Raw genomic sequence first — 14,350 nt, 5'->3', positions numbered from 1 at the left:
AATTCGATTAATTTTTTAATCCTTTTATTATTCATTATAAAATCTATAAATTCGCTGACCTATTATTTTTTTAATCTAAATACCATCCAAATTTTGGCAGCAAAAGATAAAAGCGTTAAAGAAACGCCGTTAATGAAACAATACAATGAGATAAAGAGGAAATACCCGGATGCTTGTTTGTTGTTTCGAGTAGGGGATTTTTATGAAACTTTTGGGGAAGATGCTATTCGTGCTTCCAAAATTCTAGGGATTACTTTAACCAAAAGAGGGGCAGGAACAGAAACCGAAACGGCTTTGGCAGGATTTCCACATCATTCAGTAAATACCTATTTGCCTAAATTGGTGAAGGCTGGACTTCGAGTAGCCATTTGTGATCAACTCGAAGACCCTAAGATGACCAAAACAATCGTAAAGCGCGGTGTGACGGAGTTAGTAACTCCAGGGGTGGCTTTAAACGACGAAGTGTTGCAATCTAAAACGAATAATTTCTTAGCCTCGGTTTTTTTTGGAAACAAAAATATTGGAGTGTCTTTTTTGGATGTTTCAACAGGTGAGTTTTTAACTGCACAAGGCAATGGAGAATATATCGATAAATTACTGCAAAATTTTAATCCAAGTGAAATATTAGTTCCTAAGTTTAATAAAAATGCCTTCAAAGAAACTTTTGGTGAAGAGTTTCATGTTTTTTATCTGGAGGATTGGATTTATAAAGAAGACTATGCTTTTGAATCGTTAACCAAGCATTTTCAGACCGTTTCTCTAAAAGGTTTTGGAGTAGAAGATTTGAAAGATGGTATTGTGGCCTCTGGTGCTGTATTGTACTATCTTTCCGAAACCCAGCATAATAAAGTACAGCATATTACATCGATTCAGCGTATAGCCGAAGATGCTTATGTGTGGATGGATCGCTTTACTATTCGCAATCTTGAGTTGTATCACAGTTACAATCCTAATGCGGTTACGCTATTGGATGTAATTGATCGAACGCTTTCGCCAATGGGTGGACGCTTGTTGAAAAGATGGTTGGCGTTGCCGTTAAAAGATATCGCCAAAGTGAGAAGTAGGCATCAGGTAGTGTCCTATCTGAAAGAGAACCAAGAGGTTTTGGAGCAATTGCAGCATCAAATCAAACAAATTTCGGACTTAGAGCGACTCATTTCCAAAATAGCTACAGGAAAAGTTTCTCCTAGAGAAGTAATTTATCTTAAGGAATCATTGGATGCAATATTGCCTATTAAGCATTTAGCACTTCAAAGTTCTCAAGAAGCGGTTAAGGTGATTGGTGATAATTTGCATAGTTGCGATTTGTTGCGAGAAAAGATAAAATTTACCTTAAATCAAGATGCGCCTGTGGCTATAGCAAAAGGGAATGCCATAGCAAAAGGGGTGCATGAAGAATTGGATGAATTAAGGGCTATTTCTACTTCGGGTAAAGAATTTTTAGAGGGAATTGAAAAGAGAGAATCGGAAAGAACTGGGATATCGTCTTTAAAAATTTCTTTCAATAACGTATTTGGTTATTACATCGAAGTTCGAAACACGCACAAGGATAAAGTGCCCTGTGAGTGGATTAGAAAACAAACGCTGGTAAGTGCAGAGCGTTACATCACTGAAGAGCTAAAAGAATACGAATCTAAAATCTTAGGTGCCGAAGAAAAAATTCAAAAAATTGAAGCCGAATTATTTGAGCAATTGGTACAATGGATGGCTACCTACATAAAGCCGGTTCAAATGAATGCTAATTTGGTGGCTCAATTGGATTGTTTGTGTTCTTTTGCTCAATTGGCTATTGAAAATCAATATGTGTGTCCAGAATTGGATGATTCTTTTGAATTGGATATTAAAAACGGACGACACCCTGTGATTGAAAAACAATTGCCTGTTGGGGTACCTTATATTGCTAATGATGTGTATTTGGATCGAGATACGCAGCAGTTAATTATGATAACGGGTCCCAATATGTCTGGGAAGTCGGCTATTTTGCGACAAACGGCTTTGATTGTGCTTTTGGCGCAAATGGGAAGTTTTGTGCCGGCAGAGAGCGTAAAAATGGGTGTGGTTGATAAAATTTTTACTAGAGTAGGAGCTTCTGATAATATTTCGATGGGAGAATCGACATTTATGGTTGAAATGAATGAAACGGCTTCCATTTTGAACAATATATCGGATCGAAGTTTAGTACTTTTAGATGAAATTGGTCGAGGAACCAGTACCTATGATGGGATTTCAATTGCATGGGCCATTGCTGAGTTTTTGCACGAACATCCTGCGCAGCCCAAAACGCTTTTTGCTACCCATTATCACGAGTTGAATGAAATGAGTGAGTCGTTGGGTCGCATTCAAAATTATAATGTGGCGGTCAAAGAATTGAAAGATACAGTGCTTTTTGTTCGGAAATTGGTCAAAGGTGGATCTGCTCATAGTTTTGGTATCCATGTGGCAAAAATGGCGGGTATGCCACAGTTAGTGGTGTTGAAGGCTCAAAAAATATTAAAAAAACTAGAAAAAGATCACTCGGGTGCAGCTCTGAATGGAGTGAAGGCAGCTAATGCTAATGAGGCTATCCAAATGAGCTTTTTTAATCTTGACGACCCATTGTTGGAAGAGATTAAAGATGAAATTGTTCAGCTCGACATTAATTCGATTACCCCTATGGAAGCTTTAATGAAGCTTAATGAAATTAAAAGGATGTTGACTAAAAAATAATTCAATTTTAATTAAAACGGAATCAGAAGGTTATATTTTATTTGAATTTTTTTTCCAAAAAAGGCTTGTTTAATTGAATATTTGTGCTAAATTTGCAACCGCAATACGAAACAAGTACTGCGGTTCTTTTAAAATTTGAAATGCGAAAATAGCTCAGTTGGTAGAGCGCGACCTTGCCAAGGTCGAGGTCGCGGGTTCGAGCCCCGTTTTTCGCTCAACATCACATAATGCTCGGATGGTGAAATTGGTAGACACGCTGGACTTAAAATCCAGTGAACAGCAATGTTCGTGCGGGTTCAAGTCCCGCTCTGAGTACTAAAACCTCTTCTTTTGAAGGGGTTTTTTTTTGCTCTTTTGTGAAGGATTTTGTCTAATATAGCTAGTGAAATAATAGAATACGATGGGGGCTTTTGTGATCAGCAAGCGTTTTAATGAAACTTATAAATTTGTGTTTACTTCTCGAAAAGGGAAGGTGATTTTTACGAGTCAAAGTTATGAGCTGAAATTTGAGGGAGAGGAAGATATTGAGTCTTTAAAGCGTGCAATGGATGCGGTGGTTTTTGTTAAAATGAAATCGTCCAAAGGTAAGTTTTGGTTTCAGCTTTGGTTGGAAGGCCGTCTATTGGCAAACAGTCGAAAATATACAACGGAGTTGCGAGTAGAAAAAGGAATTGAAGAGGTGAAAAATACAGCGGCTTCGGCTGAGATATTGGATTTCTCTGAAAATAATTTCGTGTTTCCAGATTGATGGTTGGAAGTGTTAATAAAAGTATAAATAAGCTCAGGAATTTCTTGGGCTTTTTTTTGTTTTTGAAGCAAAAAAAAAGCCATCACATGGATGGCTTGATTTTTTTCTGTAATTTTAAAATTACTTAGCAGCAGGAGCTTCAGCAGCTGGAGCAGCAGCAGGAGCAGCAGCAGAATCAACTACAGCAGCAGCAGAATCAACAGCAGGAGCAGCAGCAGAATCAACAGCTACAGCAGCAGAATCAACAGCTACAGCCTCTTCAGCAGGAGCTTCAGCTTTTTTACAAGATACAACAGTTAAAACAGCTACAGCAGCTAAACTTAAAAATACTTTTTTCATCTTAATTTTATTATAAAGGTTAATTATTAATTCGTGGCAAAGATATAAAAAAATTAATACGCAATATATTTTTTCATATTTTTTTTAAAATATATTCTTTGCACACGTCGAGCTATATTTCAAATACTATGCCAAAAAAAAATCAAAATGTAGCCCATTAATTTTAAAGGTTATGGTTTGTTTTTTTTGTTTCTTTTTGGGTGCACCAATTGAAGTTCTTCAATTAAGTTTTTGGCACCAGCATATTGGTCTATAATAAATAGAACGTAACGTATGTCTACCATGATGTTTCTACATATGCTAGGGTCGTAATAAATGTCGCTCATGGTGCCTTCCCAAACACGGTCAAAGTTCAATCCAATAAGGTTACCTTTGGCATCAAGTGCTGGGCTTCCTGAGTTGCCTCCTGTAGTATGATTGGTGCCAATAAAGCAAACGGGTAGTTTTCCGTTTTCGGCATAATTGCCATATTGTTTGTTCTTGAAGAGTTCAATAAGTTTTGGAGAAACGTCAAATTCGTAATCTCCGGGAATGTATTTTTCCATAACCCCTTCTAAATAGGTTACGGGATTATAATATACTCCATCTCTTGGTTCATATCCTTTTACTTTTCCGTAAGTTACTCTTAGGGTGCTATTGGCATCAGGAAAAAGTCTTGCGTTTTTGCCTAATTCCAATTGTGCTTTCATATAGTCACGTTGTAAGGCCGTTATTTTTAAGTTCAAATTGTCGTATGTTGGAGCAACATTATTGAAATAGGAGTTGGCCATGATTTTTACCAAATTAAAAGCAGGGTCTTGGTTGAGGTTGCTTAAAATAGTTTTGGTGTCACCCGTTAGTAATTCTTTGGCGCCAGCAAAAGAAGTGAGTTTGGATTTAGAATAGATGTTTTTTGATAGTTGATTGGCATCAATTTGATGTAACTCTTGAGGTAAAAATTGTTTGGGCGATTTTGTAGTGTATAGTGATATGAGTTGCTCAAAAACCTTTTCATCCACAAGAGGGCTGAAATCTTTGTAGAAATCGCCTAAACCATTGTATAGATTGTTTTTTCTGTCTGTGAAGGCTTGTTCACCTTTAGTATTAAGTATTTGTTCTAATTGGTAGAATTTGAAGGCTACTGTCAATAATTCAGTGTTTCTAAGTACGGTTTCGTTAAAGTACTCTCGTGCCAATGCATAAGGAGCTATTGCTGTGTAGTTTTTTTCAAAATCACTCAATAGATTTCCGTATTCTTTTGTTTTGTTGGCTTTGATGACATTTTCCTGAAATTTTTTTTCGGCTTCTTTCTTCACGGCAACAGCATCTGATTTGTTGATACCAAGGGTTTCTCCTTTCCATTTTTTCCAATAATTTGCCGTACCAGCGTATTTTGAAGCGTATTGAATTTTAATTGCATTGTCCTTGCGCATAAAACCATCGGCTACTTTTAAGGCTTGTTCTCTGATTTCAATTTTAGCGGGATTCAGTTCATTTGCAATTTGGTTGATGGCTACTGAAGGTAGGTATTCATTGGTTTTTCCGGGATATCCAAATACCAATGTAAAATCATCTTCGGCAATACCGTCTAAAGAAACGGGTAAAAAGTGTTTTGGAGTGTAAGGAACATTGTCTTTGGAATAGGGGGCGGGGCGATTGTTTTTATCGGCATAAATTCTAAAAAGTGAAAAGTCACCTGTGTGTCGTGGCCAAACCCAATTGTCGGTATCCGACCCAAATTTTCCAATAGAAGAAGGCGGTGCTCCTACTAATCGAACATCCTTGAAGGTTTCGGTTACAAAAAGTAAATATTGATTGCCTTCATAAAACGTACGTATTTTGTTTTCTTGCCAAGTTTCTTTTGGGAGCGTGTTGCTTAGTTGGGTAATGTTGTCTTGTATTTTCTTTTGTTTGTCGGCTTCGTTTGCCAAGGCGGCAACTCCTTCTAATACTTTAGTGGTAACATCTTCAATTCGCACAATAAAAGTAACTACCAAATCTTTATTGGGTAATTCGTCTTCCATTTTATAGGCCCAGAAACCATTGGCTAGATAATCGTGTTCTGTGCTAGAGTGCGATTGAATTTGACCATAACCACAATGATGATTGGTCAATAAAAGACCTTTAGGAGAAATTACTTCCGAGGTACATCCACCATTAAACTGAGGTACGGCATCTTTTAAACTTGATTTGTTGGTGTCATAAATATCTTTGGCCGACATTTTCATGCCTAAGCTTTTCATTTCTTTTTCGTTCATACCTTCTAGTAAGGAAGGAATCCACATGCCCCCTTGTTGGGCATAGGTTTGAACAACAAAAAGGACTAATAATAGTTTTAAAAATTTCATAGTAAGGATTTGAATTGAGTTTTTGAAATATGATTTTATTGAGTCGATTCTTAAAATGGGAATACCAATGGATGTTGGGGCAATAAGGTTAAAAAAATTAATCTATAGGTTCTTTAAAAATGGGGTATAGCCATTTTCTAGTTGTTGAAATGGACATTATGTAATATGGTTTATAATTGTTTGAGTGGCTCCTTTGTGGTCTTTGACAAAAGAACTACAAATTTCGCCTTTTTCCTTGCGAATCATATTGTCTTTTAACAATTTGTTAAATATTTCGGCGAGTTCGTGTGCGTTTTTGATGGAAATGCAACCTTGTGCGTTAACTAAGGCAATAGCTTCGGCAAAATGAGAATAATTAGGTCCAATAACGATGGGAATTCCAAACGTAGCGGGTTCTAAAATGTTATGAACTCCAGGATTTCCAAAACCACCACCTACATAAGCTACGTCGGCATAACTGTAGATTTTGGTTAAAATCCCAATGGTGTCAATAAGAAAAACGTGTTGGTTGGATAAGGATTGATTTTCTTTTTCGGAAAATAAGACCGTTGGTTTTGTAATTTGTTCTCTTAGTTTTGCTATTTGTTCTGCTTTGATGTTATGTGGAGCAATGATGAATTTTACGTTTTCATTGCTGTATTCGTTAATGTATTGGGCGATAATTTCTTCGTCTTTTGGCCAAGAACTCCCTACTACAACTGTGGTTTTGTTATTCTTGAATTCGGCTATAAAATCTAGGGTGTTGTCTTTCTCTAAAATGGTGCTTACCCGATCAAAACGCGTGTCTCCAGATACCAAAACGTTTTGGTGACCAAGGCTTTGTAGGAGTTGTTTGGAGGATTCGTTTTGCACAAAAAAGAAATCAAAAGCGTTTAGCGCTTTTCTGTAAAAACCGCCGTACCATTTAAAAAAGGCTTGATTTTCTCTCAAAATTCCAGAAATCAAATAGGTTTTGATGTGTCGTTTTTTGAGTTCGTTCAAGTAATTCGGCCAATACTCGTATTTTATGAAGAAAACCAGTTCGGGATGGGTTAACTCAATGAATTGTTTAGCATTTTTTTGAGTATCCAATGGCAAATAAACCGTGCAATCAGCCACAGTATTGTTCTTTCGCACCTCGTAACCTGAAGGAGAAAAAAAAGTGACTATAATTTTATGGGAAGGGAATTTTTCTTTTATTTTTTCAATGACAGGAAGCCCTTGTTCGTATTCGCCTAAGGATGCGGCGTGAAACCAGATGGATTTGTCGTTGGGTTGAATTTTTTCTGCTAAAGTCTTAAAAATATCCTTGCGACCCTTTACAAAAAGAGCCATTTTTGAACTAAAAAGAGCTAAGATTTTTAAGAGTACTCCCGCGATAAGAACAAGGCAATTGTATAAAAAAAACATAGGGTTAAATTTTGGCTAAAATACAGTTTCTTTGCGGTTTTTTCGTTGTGCAAAGGCATTAAATGACTATTTTTGTTGCACTTTTTTGAGAAAATGGAGTAGGGGAATCCTGTTTTGTTTTCAAACTTTAAATTATTTTTCAATGAAAAAAATCCAAATGGTTGACTTAAAAAGTCAATATGATAAAATAAAAGACGTTGTAAATAGCTCAATTCAAAACGTTTTAGATACGAATACTTACATCAACGGGCCAGAAGTGCATACTTTTCAAAAAGAATTAGAAACGTATTTGGGTGTAAAACATGTCATTCCGTGTGCCAATGGTACCGATGCGTTGCAAATTGCTATGATGGGATTGGGATTACAGCCTGGAGACGAAGTAATCACTGCCGATTTTACGTTTGCAGCGACGGTAGAAGTGATTGCATTATTACAACTTACCCCAGTTTTGGTAGATGTTGATATGCATAACATGAACATTTCTCTAGAAGCAATCAAAAAAGCCATTACTCCAAAAACCAAAGCGATTGTACCCGTACACTTGTTTGGTCGTGCGGCCAATATGGAAGCGATTATGGCTTTGGCTAATGAGCATAACTTATATGTAATCGAAGATAATGCACAAGCTATTGGTGCCAATTGCAAATTTTCAGATGGTACCAAAAAGAAAGCTGGGACTATCGGTCATGTAGGAGCGACTTCCTTTTTTCCTTCTAAGAACTTAGGTTGTTATGGTGATGGTGGCGCTATTTTTACGAACGACGATGCTTTAGCACACACCCTTCGCGGAATCGTAAACCACGGAATGTACGAAAGATACCATCACGATGTAGTGGGGGTAAATTCGCGTTTGGATAGTATTCAAGCAGCAGTTTTGAATGCCAAATTACCGTTGTTAGATCAATACAATAAAGCGCGTCAAGATGCCGCTCGCAAATATACCTTGGCTTTTCAAGATCACGCTAATATCATTGCGCCAAGTATTTGCGATAGCTGCGATTGCCATGTTTTTCATCAATATACCTTACGAATCATCAACGCAGATCGCAATGGATTGATGCAGTATTTGTTAGATAAAGGCATTCCATGTGCGATTTATTATCCAATTCCTTTGCACGCACAAAAAGCCTATTTGGATACACGTTACAAAGAAGAAGATTTCCCCGTTACGAATCAGTTGGTGCAAGAAGTGTTGTCTTTACCCATGCATACTGAGCTTGATGACGAGCAAATTAAATTTATTACAGACAGCGTTTTAGAATTTTTAAAATAATTTTTAGGAGCTATTTCCTGCTGTACGCTGTATCTTGCTTGGCGAACCCCGCCAAGCAAGGATGCCGCTTCCATCAGGGCTAACCATAACCAATCATTAATGAAAATATTAGTTACAGGAGGCTTAGGCTTCATCGGTTCTCACACCGTAGTAGAATTGCAAAACAAAGGATTTGAAGTAGTCATAATCGACAATCTATACAATTCATCTATCGACGTTCTAAAAAGGATAGAAAGTATTTCGGGAATTGCACCGCATTACAAAAATATTGACATGCGCGACAAAACATCCGTGCAGGCCTTCTTTAAAGAATATTCAGATATTGCTGGAGTCATTCATTTTGCCGCTTCCAAAGCGGTAGGAGAAAGTGTTGAGAATCCGTTATTGTATTACGAAAACAACATTGCAGCCTTAGTGTATCTTTTGCAAGAATTGCAGCAAAAAGAGGCAGCTTCTTTTATATTTAGTTCCTCTTGTACCGTTTATGGTCAGGCCGAAAAAATGCCTATTACCGAAGATGCTCCTGTACAACAACCGATGTCACCTTACGGGAATACCAAAAAAATTGGAGAAGAAATCATCAGAGATACTGCAAAAGCGTCGTCTATCAATGCGATTTTATTGCGCTATTTCAATCCTATTGGGGCACATCCAAGTGCTTCAATTGGAGAATTGCCTATTGGTGTGCCACAAAATTTAGTGCCTTTTATCACACAAACGGGTATTGGATTGCGCCAAGAATTATCGGTTTTTGGAGACGATTATCCAACGCCTGATGGTACAGCGGTTCGCGATTATATTCACGTAGTGGATTTGGCCAAAGCCCACGTTGTTGCGCTAGAACGTTTGTTAGAAAAGAAAAATACAGACAAAGTAGAAACTTTTAATCTTGGAACAGGCACAGGAAGTTCGGTGCTCGAAGTGATTCAGAGTTATGAGCGAGTAAGTGGCCAAAAATTGCCCTATAAAATTATGCCTCGAAGAGAAGGAGATATTACTGAAGCTTATGCCAATACACACAAAGCCAATACGGTTTTGGGATGGAAAGCCGAGTCAACACTCGATGAAGCAATGGCAAGTGCCTGGAAATGGGAACAAAAAATACGATCATAGATAGTATCCAGTGATCAGTAAAAAGTAATCAGTAAGAAGCACCAAAGTATCGATTGATAATTTGGTGTTTTTTTCTTTAAAGAACTATTTGTAAATTCGTTAGGTAAAAATATAAAGGAATGAGCGCTAAAAAAATATCCTCAAAATTGCCCAAAGTAGAAGAACCAGCTGTGGTTTATGAATCTTCGCAGGTGAAGCCGAAAGGAATAGATCGAGCAACATTTGATTTCGATACCGAGTTCGCTAATGGATTGACTCCAGAAGAGTTCAAAGCCGAGATGCTCAAAAGAATAAAAGCCTATCCTTGGAAAAAATAATTTTTGCGGATAAGGTTTCGAATTATTTGGATCAATTAGTATATGTGCTTTTTGAAGAAGAATATTTTAGCTATAGTGAGAATGCGCAAGTTTATGTAAATAAAATTGTTGACTTTATAGTTTCAGAAATAGCTAGTTTTCCGCATAAAAAAACACCTTTAGCACTTTCTCATTTAGGTACCTATTATATTTTTTACAAATCGAATAAAAGAACTACTTGGTATATTTTTTTCGAAAAGAAAGCATCCGCTATTTTGATTACAGGAATAAGTAATAATCATTGCGAAGAAGCAACCGAGTTGTAAATAAAAGTAAAGCCGAATCTTTGAGATTCGGCTTTTTTATTACTTTTTAGCGGCTTCTTTTAATTTGTCGGCCGCTTTGTCTAGTTTTTCAGCGCCTTTTTCAAGTGCTTTATCTGTTTTGGCTTCCAAAGAATCTACAGCTTTATCAACTTTTGCTTTTGCAGTGTCAATCTTTGCTTCCACTTCAGTTGTTACTGCTTCTTTAGCTTCGTCCATTTTTTCTTTGGTTTCTTCTTTACAAGATACCGTTACCAAGGCTATAAATGCCAATCCTAAAATTAGTTTTCTCATAATCAATGGGTTTTAAGGTTTGTGTTAAACATTGAATAAAGGTAAATAAAAAATCCTCACAAATAAAATTTCATGAGGATTCTTCTTTTTAAAAGTTTGGGTCATTAATTCTGCAAACAGAATGACCATTTTGTATCATTTTTAAGCATTTGCCGTAGCGGCTTCTTTATTGATTTTTCCAATCAGTCCGGTCAATACTTTTCCAGGACCTACTTCGGTAAAAAGTGTTGCTCCATCAGCAATCATTTGTTGTACGGATTGTGTCCATTTTACTGGAGCAGTCAACTGAATGATTAAGTTTTTCTTGATTTCGTTAGGGTCAGAAACCGCACTTGCTGTTACGTTTTGGTACACAGGACAAATTGGAGTAGCAAAAGTAGTCGCTTCGATAGCTGCGGCTAATTCTTCTCTAGCTGGTTCCATCATTGGAGAGTGAAACGCACCACCAACAGGTAAAATCAAGGCTCTTTTGGCACCTGCCTCTTTCATTTTTTCGCAAGCCAATTCTACGGCTTTGTATTCCCCAGAAATCACCAATTGACCAGGACAGTTATAGTTTGCCGCAACCACAACACCATCAATAGAAGCGCAAATGTCTTCTACTATTTTGTCGTCTAGGTTCAAAACGGCTGCCATCGTAGAAGGAGTGATTTCGCAGGCTTTTTGCATTGCCAAAGCTCTTTGAGAAACTAATTTCAATCCGTCTTCAAAAGATAATGCACCATTAGCCACCAAGGCAGAGAATTCACCCAAAGAGTGTCCAGCCACCATTTCAGGTTGGAAATTTTCTAAAGTTTTAGCCAAAATAACCGAGTGCAAAAACACCGCAGGTTGTGTTACTTTGGTTTCTTTTAGTTGTTCTGCTGTGCCTTCAAACATAATATCGGTGATGCGGAAACCTAAAATTTCGTTGGCTTTTTCGAATAATTCTTTGGCTAATGGAGAGTTCTCATATAAGTCTTTGCCCATTCCTGTGAACTGTGCGCCTTGACCTGGAAAAACGTATGCTTTCATTTTTTTTAGTTTAAATGTTTAAAAAATTGGTCGTTTCGTAAACCAATTGGGCAACAAAAATAGTGTTTTTTGGCAAAATGCTCTTTTGAAGTTGAATTTCTTTACTGAACCTGTAGTGAAATGATGGATTGTTTATCTTTACGAGGACGTTTTTTGCGTGAGCGATGGCAGTGGAGCTCTTTTTTCCTTCAATTGTCTATGGTTTAACCATAGGCAATTGAAGGGAAAAAAGCGGGAACGTACAGCGCGACCCGAAGTCTCGTTGAAAAAAACGAGACTTCGGGGCACGCCCAAATCATTTTAATTTTAAAATTCAATAACTTCAAAGGTATGACTTCTGAAAAAGAAAAAATGCTCGCTGGCGAATCCTATCTCAGCAACGACAAACAGTTGGTGCAAGAGCGATTGTGGGCCAAAAAGATGCTCCAACAAATCAATGCCGAGTATATTGTAAACGGCAAAACACGCGGGTTGTTCAAGCAATTGCTGCCCAATGCGCACAAGCGTTTGTACATAGAACCGCCCTTTCGTTGCGACTATGGGTACAACATTCACACGGGCGAAAATGTGTATTTCAACCTCAATTGTGTGGTGCTCGATACCATGAAAATCACCATTGGTAACAACGTGTTTTTTGGACCAGGCGTGCATATTTACACCGCCTCGCATCCCTTAAATATTGTGGAGCGACGCACTTTCGAGGTATCTAAACCCGTCACAATAGGCGACGATTGCTGGATAGGCGGCAATACCGTGATTTGCCCAGGAGTGACCATTGGCGACGGTTGCACGATTGGCGCAGCCTCGGTGGTGACCAAGAATATTCCGGCACATTCGCTGGCTGTAGGCAATCCTGCGCGGGTCATTCGAAAGTTGCAGTAATCCTTTTTAGGAGCAGAAAGAAAGGGCATTTTTATAGGCAAAGTCCCGTCATCCGCTGTATCTTTGCTGCCGAACCCCGGCCACAAAGGATGCTGCTCCTCCCGGGGCTAGAAGGCAAGAAAGGGCTTGATTGGCCAACATCCCTAAAATAAATTTAATCTATGAAATGAGCATTATCTTATTTGACAATCCGTTACTTGTACCAATAATAAAAATAACACGCAGATGACGCAGATTTAAACGGATTTTTATATATAAATCAGCGAAATTCCGTACCATCCGTGTCATCCGCGTTCCATTGCTGGCACACATAGCGGACAGTCATATTATCTTAAATTGGACGCAAATACCAATGAAGATATGCGAATTACATATGACCTATAAAAGTCAATAAATAACTGCATATGAAAGTTATCCTACTTACCCCAATGGAAATCGAAGCCGAGAAAGTGCAAAATGCCTTGCAACGCTTTCCATCTTTACAAAATGACTACCAAATCGTTATCTCTGGAGTGGGAAGAGAAACCACCGCCAAAGCCATGATGCATTTGCCTCCGCACGATTTGTGTGTGTTAATTGGCTTTGCTGCCATCGTAGGAAAACCCGAAAACCTTCCTTCCGAATTACAATTAGGAATGCCAATAGAAATCACCAATGCTTCGCTTTATGGTTACGAAGGACAATTGTTCGAAAACGGCAAACCTATTTTATCGGAACCCAAAACCAACTTGCTTTGTTTGTCTTCGTTAACTTCGGACAAATTTGTGAAAACGACTAATTTGGCCGAACGCACCGTGGTGAATATGGAAGATTATACCTTTATGTATTTAAAACAACCACAAGATTTTATTGTACGTATTATTTCAGATTTCTTGCCCCATACCCACGAAATAGACTTTTTTGAAGAAGTAAAACCCATTGATTTTTATAAAGCTATAGAAGCGATGGAGAAGGTGTTGTGAATTATAAGTTATGAGTTATGAATTGTGAATTCTGAATGTGAATTTGTGATCTTAATTCATAGTGGTCTTAAATACAAAAAGTGATTACGAAATAAAATCACGAATCACTTTTTACTAATTACTTTTCACTTCTCACTCTATTGAAGCAATAATTTCTAACAATTGTGCTTTCAGCTCTTCGTTGGTGATTCCTTTTTCTGTATCAAAATTGGTGGCAAAACTCGGTAACGAAAAAGCACCTTTAACATCGGCTCCTTGGAAAGGGAATCTGTTTTTGGCCATTTCCAAAACCGAAGCACCTCCTCGTGGTCCGGGTGAAGTAGCGAGTAAAAGCGTTGGTTTTTCTTGAAAGTTTTTACCATTGATGCGAGAAGTCCAATCCAAAATATTTTTGAAAGCAGTTGAATAGGCGCCATTGTGTTCCGCAAACGAAATGACAATAAGGTCTGCGCTGCCCAGTTTGGCAAAAAAATCGTGCGCTAATGGTGGAATTCCATTGTTGGTTTCTTTGTCTATTGAGAAAATAGGCATTTCGTAGTCGTTCAAATCCAAAACTTCAACAGTTGCGTTGGCGAATTGATGTGCGGCATAGGTTGCCAATTGTTTGTTGATTGATGTTGTGCTAGTGGATGCGCCAAAGGCTAGTATTTTTTTCATTTTTTTTACTGATTACTATTTACTTAT

At 37.8% G+C, this 14,350-nt stretch carries 14 protein-coding genes and 2 tRNA genes; 10 read left to right on the top strand and 6 right to left on the bottom strand.

The window, feature by feature from the left end; genetic code table 11:
- The first annotated feature begins 93 nt into the window (after positions 1–93).
- The 4 genes from mutS to ACZIX2_RS00520 all read left to right on the top strand — a co-directional run bounded on the left by mutS (position 94) and on the right by ACZIX2_RS00520 (position 3,454).
- Positions 94–2,706 (top strand): DNA mismatch repair protein MutS, encoded by a 2,613-nt coding sequence (gene mutS, locus ACZIX2_RS00535; protein ID WP_463338120.1) that lies wholly within the window; start codon positions 94–96, stop codon positions 2,704–2,706.
- A gap of 142 nt (positions 2,707–2,848) precedes the next feature.
- Positions 2,849–2,921 (top strand) — tRNA-Gly (locus ACZIX2_RS00530).
- A 14-nt stretch (positions 2,922–2,935) separates the two neighbouring features.
- Positions 2,936–3,021, top strand: a tRNA-Leu gene (locus ACZIX2_RS00525).
- Between the two features lie 85 nt (positions 3,022–3,106).
- The gene (locus ACZIX2_RS00520; protein ID WP_463338119.1) at positions 3,107–3,454 is read left to right on the top strand and encodes a DUF1508 domain-containing protein; all 348 of its coding nucleotides are present in this window, start codon (positions 3,107–3,109) and stop codon (positions 3,452–3,454) included.
- A gap of 120 nt (positions 3,455–3,574) precedes the next feature.
- Here ACZIX2_RS00520 and ACZIX2_RS00515 read toward each other — a convergent pair whose 3' ends face one another.
- The 3 genes from ACZIX2_RS00515 to ACZIX2_RS00505 all read right to left on the bottom strand — a co-directional run bounded on the left by ACZIX2_RS00515 (position 3,575) and on the right by ACZIX2_RS00505 (position 7,509).
- On the bottom strand, positions 3,575–3,793 hold the full coding sequence (locus ACZIX2_RS00515; protein WP_463338118.1) for a hypothetical protein: 219 nt from the start codon (positions 3,791–3,793) through the stop codon (positions 3,575–3,577).
- A gap of 170 nt (positions 3,794–3,963) precedes the next feature.
- Positions 3,964–6,120, bottom strand: coding sequence for a S46 family peptidase (locus ACZIX2_RS00510; protein WP_463338117.1), 2,157 nt, complete (start codon positions 6,118–6,120; stop codon positions 3,964–3,966).
- Between the two features lie 156 nt (positions 6,121–6,276).
- Positions 6,277–7,509: a 3-deoxy-D-manno-octulosonic acid transferase gene (locus ACZIX2_RS00505; protein ID WP_463338116.1), complete on the bottom strand. Its 1,233-nt coding sequence runs from the start codon at positions 7,507–7,509 to the stop codon at positions 6,277–6,279.
- Positions 7,510–7,651: 142 nt separating this feature from the next.
- Between ACZIX2_RS00505 and ACZIX2_RS00500 the strand changes: the two genes are divergently transcribed.
- The 4 genes from ACZIX2_RS00500 to ACZIX2_RS00485 all read left to right on the top strand — a co-directional run bounded on the left by ACZIX2_RS00500 (position 7,652) and on the right by ACZIX2_RS00485 (position 10,517).
- The gene (locus tag ACZIX2_RS00500) at positions 7,652–8,782 is read left to right on the top strand and encodes a DegT/DnrJ/EryC1/StrS family aminotransferase (RefSeq protein WP_463338115.1); all 1,131 of its coding nucleotides are present in this window, start codon (positions 7,652–7,654) and stop codon (positions 8,780–8,782) included.
- A gap of 99 nt (positions 8,783–8,881) precedes the next feature.
- A complete protein-coding gene (gene galE / locus ACZIX2_RS00495; protein ID WP_463338114.1) occupies positions 8,882–9,895 on the top strand; it encodes a UDP-glucose 4-epimerase GalE in 1,014 nt (337 codons plus the stop codon).
- A gap of 119 nt (positions 9,896–10,014) precedes the next feature.
- On the top strand, positions 10,015–10,212 hold the full coding sequence (locus ACZIX2_RS00490; protein ID WP_463338113.1) for a hypothetical protein: 198 nt from the start codon (positions 10,015–10,017) through the stop codon (positions 10,210–10,212).
- A complete protein-coding gene (locus tag ACZIX2_RS00485; RefSeq protein WP_463338112.1) occupies positions 10,200–10,517 on the top strand; it encodes a hypothetical protein in 318 nt (105 codons plus the stop codon). Before ACZIX2_RS00490 ends, ACZIX2_RS00485 begins: the two co-directional genes overlap by 13 nt.
- A 39-nt stretch (positions 10,518–10,556) precedes the next feature.
- On the opposite strand, the gene ACZIX2_RS00480 is transcribed toward ACZIX2_RS00485, so the two are convergent.
- Together ACZIX2_RS00480 and fabD are read right to left on the bottom strand one after the other, a co-directional pair.
- Positions 10,557–10,808, bottom strand: a complete 252-nt coding sequence (locus tag ACZIX2_RS00480) for a hypothetical protein (protein WP_463338111.1) — start codon at positions 10,806–10,808, stop codon at positions 10,557–10,559.
- A gap of 141 nt (positions 10,809–10,949) precedes the next feature.
- Complete coding sequence (fabD, locus tag ACZIX2_RS00475; RefSeq protein WP_463338110.1) at positions 10,950–11,822, bottom strand: ACP S-malonyltransferase; 873 nt, start codon at positions 11,820–11,822, stop codon at positions 10,950–10,952.
- Positions 11,823–12,152: 330 nt separating this feature from the next.
- Between fabD and ACZIX2_RS00470 the strand changes: the two genes are divergently transcribed.
- Together ACZIX2_RS00470 and ACZIX2_RS00465 are read left to right on the top strand one after the other, a co-directional pair.
- On the top strand, positions 12,153–12,704 hold the full coding sequence (locus ACZIX2_RS00470) for a sugar O-acetyltransferase (protein ID WP_463338109.1): 552 nt from the start codon (positions 12,153–12,155) through the stop codon (positions 12,702–12,704).
- A 404-nt stretch (positions 12,705–13,108) separates the two neighbouring features.
- Entirely contained in the window at positions 13,109–13,666 is a 558-nt protein-coding gene (locus ACZIX2_RS00465; protein WP_463338108.1) for a hypothetical protein, read from the top strand.
- 132 nt (positions 13,667–13,798) lie between these two features.
- On the opposite strand, the gene ACZIX2_RS00460 is transcribed toward ACZIX2_RS00465, so the two are convergent.
- On the bottom strand, positions 13,799–14,323 hold the full coding sequence (locus tag ACZIX2_RS00460; protein WP_463338107.1) for an NADPH-dependent FMN reductase: 525 nt from the start codon (positions 14,321–14,323) through the stop codon (positions 13,799–13,801).
- Between the last annotated feature and the right edge of the window lie 27 nt (positions 14,324–14,350).

This window comes from Flavobacterium riviphilum, from assembly GCF_055231795.1.
The sequence above is the reverse complement of the archived record's forward strand: the minus strand, read 5'-3'. Positions and strand labels throughout refer to the sequence as shown.

Excerpts from the sequence above, each read along its gene's own strand:
- ACZIX2_RS00520 (WP_463338119.1), top strand. The coding sequence starts at position 3,107 with ATGGGGGCTTTTGTGATCAGCAAGCGTTTTAATGAAACTTATAAATTT.
- ACZIX2_RS00515 (WP_463338118.1), bottom strand. The coding sequence starts at position 3,793 with ATGAAAAAAGTATTTTTAAGTTTAGCTGCTGTAGCTGTTTTAACTGTT.
- ACZIX2_RS00510 (WP_463338117.1), bottom strand. The coding sequence starts at position 6,120 with ATGAAATTTTTAAAACTATTATTAGTCCTTTTTGTTGTTCAAACCTAT.
- ACZIX2_RS00505 (WP_463338116.1), bottom strand. The coding sequence starts at position 7,509 with ATGTTTTTTTTATACAATTGCCTTGTTCTTATCGCGGGAGTACTCTTA.
- ACZIX2_RS00500 (WP_463338115.1), top strand. The coding sequence starts at position 7,652 with ATGAAAAAAATCCAAATGGTTGACTTAAAAAGTCAATATGATAAAATA.
- galE (WP_463338114.1), top strand. The coding sequence starts at position 8,882 with ATGAAAATATTAGTTACAGGAGGCTTAGGCTTCATCGGTTCTCACACC.
- ACZIX2_RS00490 (WP_463338113.1), top strand. The coding sequence starts at position 10,015 with ATGAGCGCTAAAAAAATATCCTCAAAATTGCCCAAAGTAGAAGAACCA.
- ACZIX2_RS00480 (WP_463338111.1), bottom strand. The coding sequence starts at position 10,808 with ATGAGAAAACTAATTTTAGGATTGGCATTTATAGCCTTGGTAACGGTA.
- fabD (WP_463338110.1), bottom strand. The coding sequence starts at position 11,822 with ATGAAAGCATACGTTTTTCCAGGTCAAGGCGCACAGTTCACAGGAATG.
- ACZIX2_RS00470 (WP_463338109.1), top strand. The coding sequence starts at position 12,153 with ATGACTTCTGAAAAAGAAAAAATGCTCGCTGGCGAATCCTATCTCAGC.
- ACZIX2_RS00465 (WP_463338108.1), top strand. The coding sequence starts at position 13,109 with ATGAAAGTTATCCTACTTACCCCAATGGAAATCGAAGCCGAGAAAGTG.
- ACZIX2_RS00460 (WP_463338107.1), bottom strand. The coding sequence starts at position 14,323 with ATGAAAAAAATACTAGCCTTTGGCGCATCCACTAGCACAACATCAATC.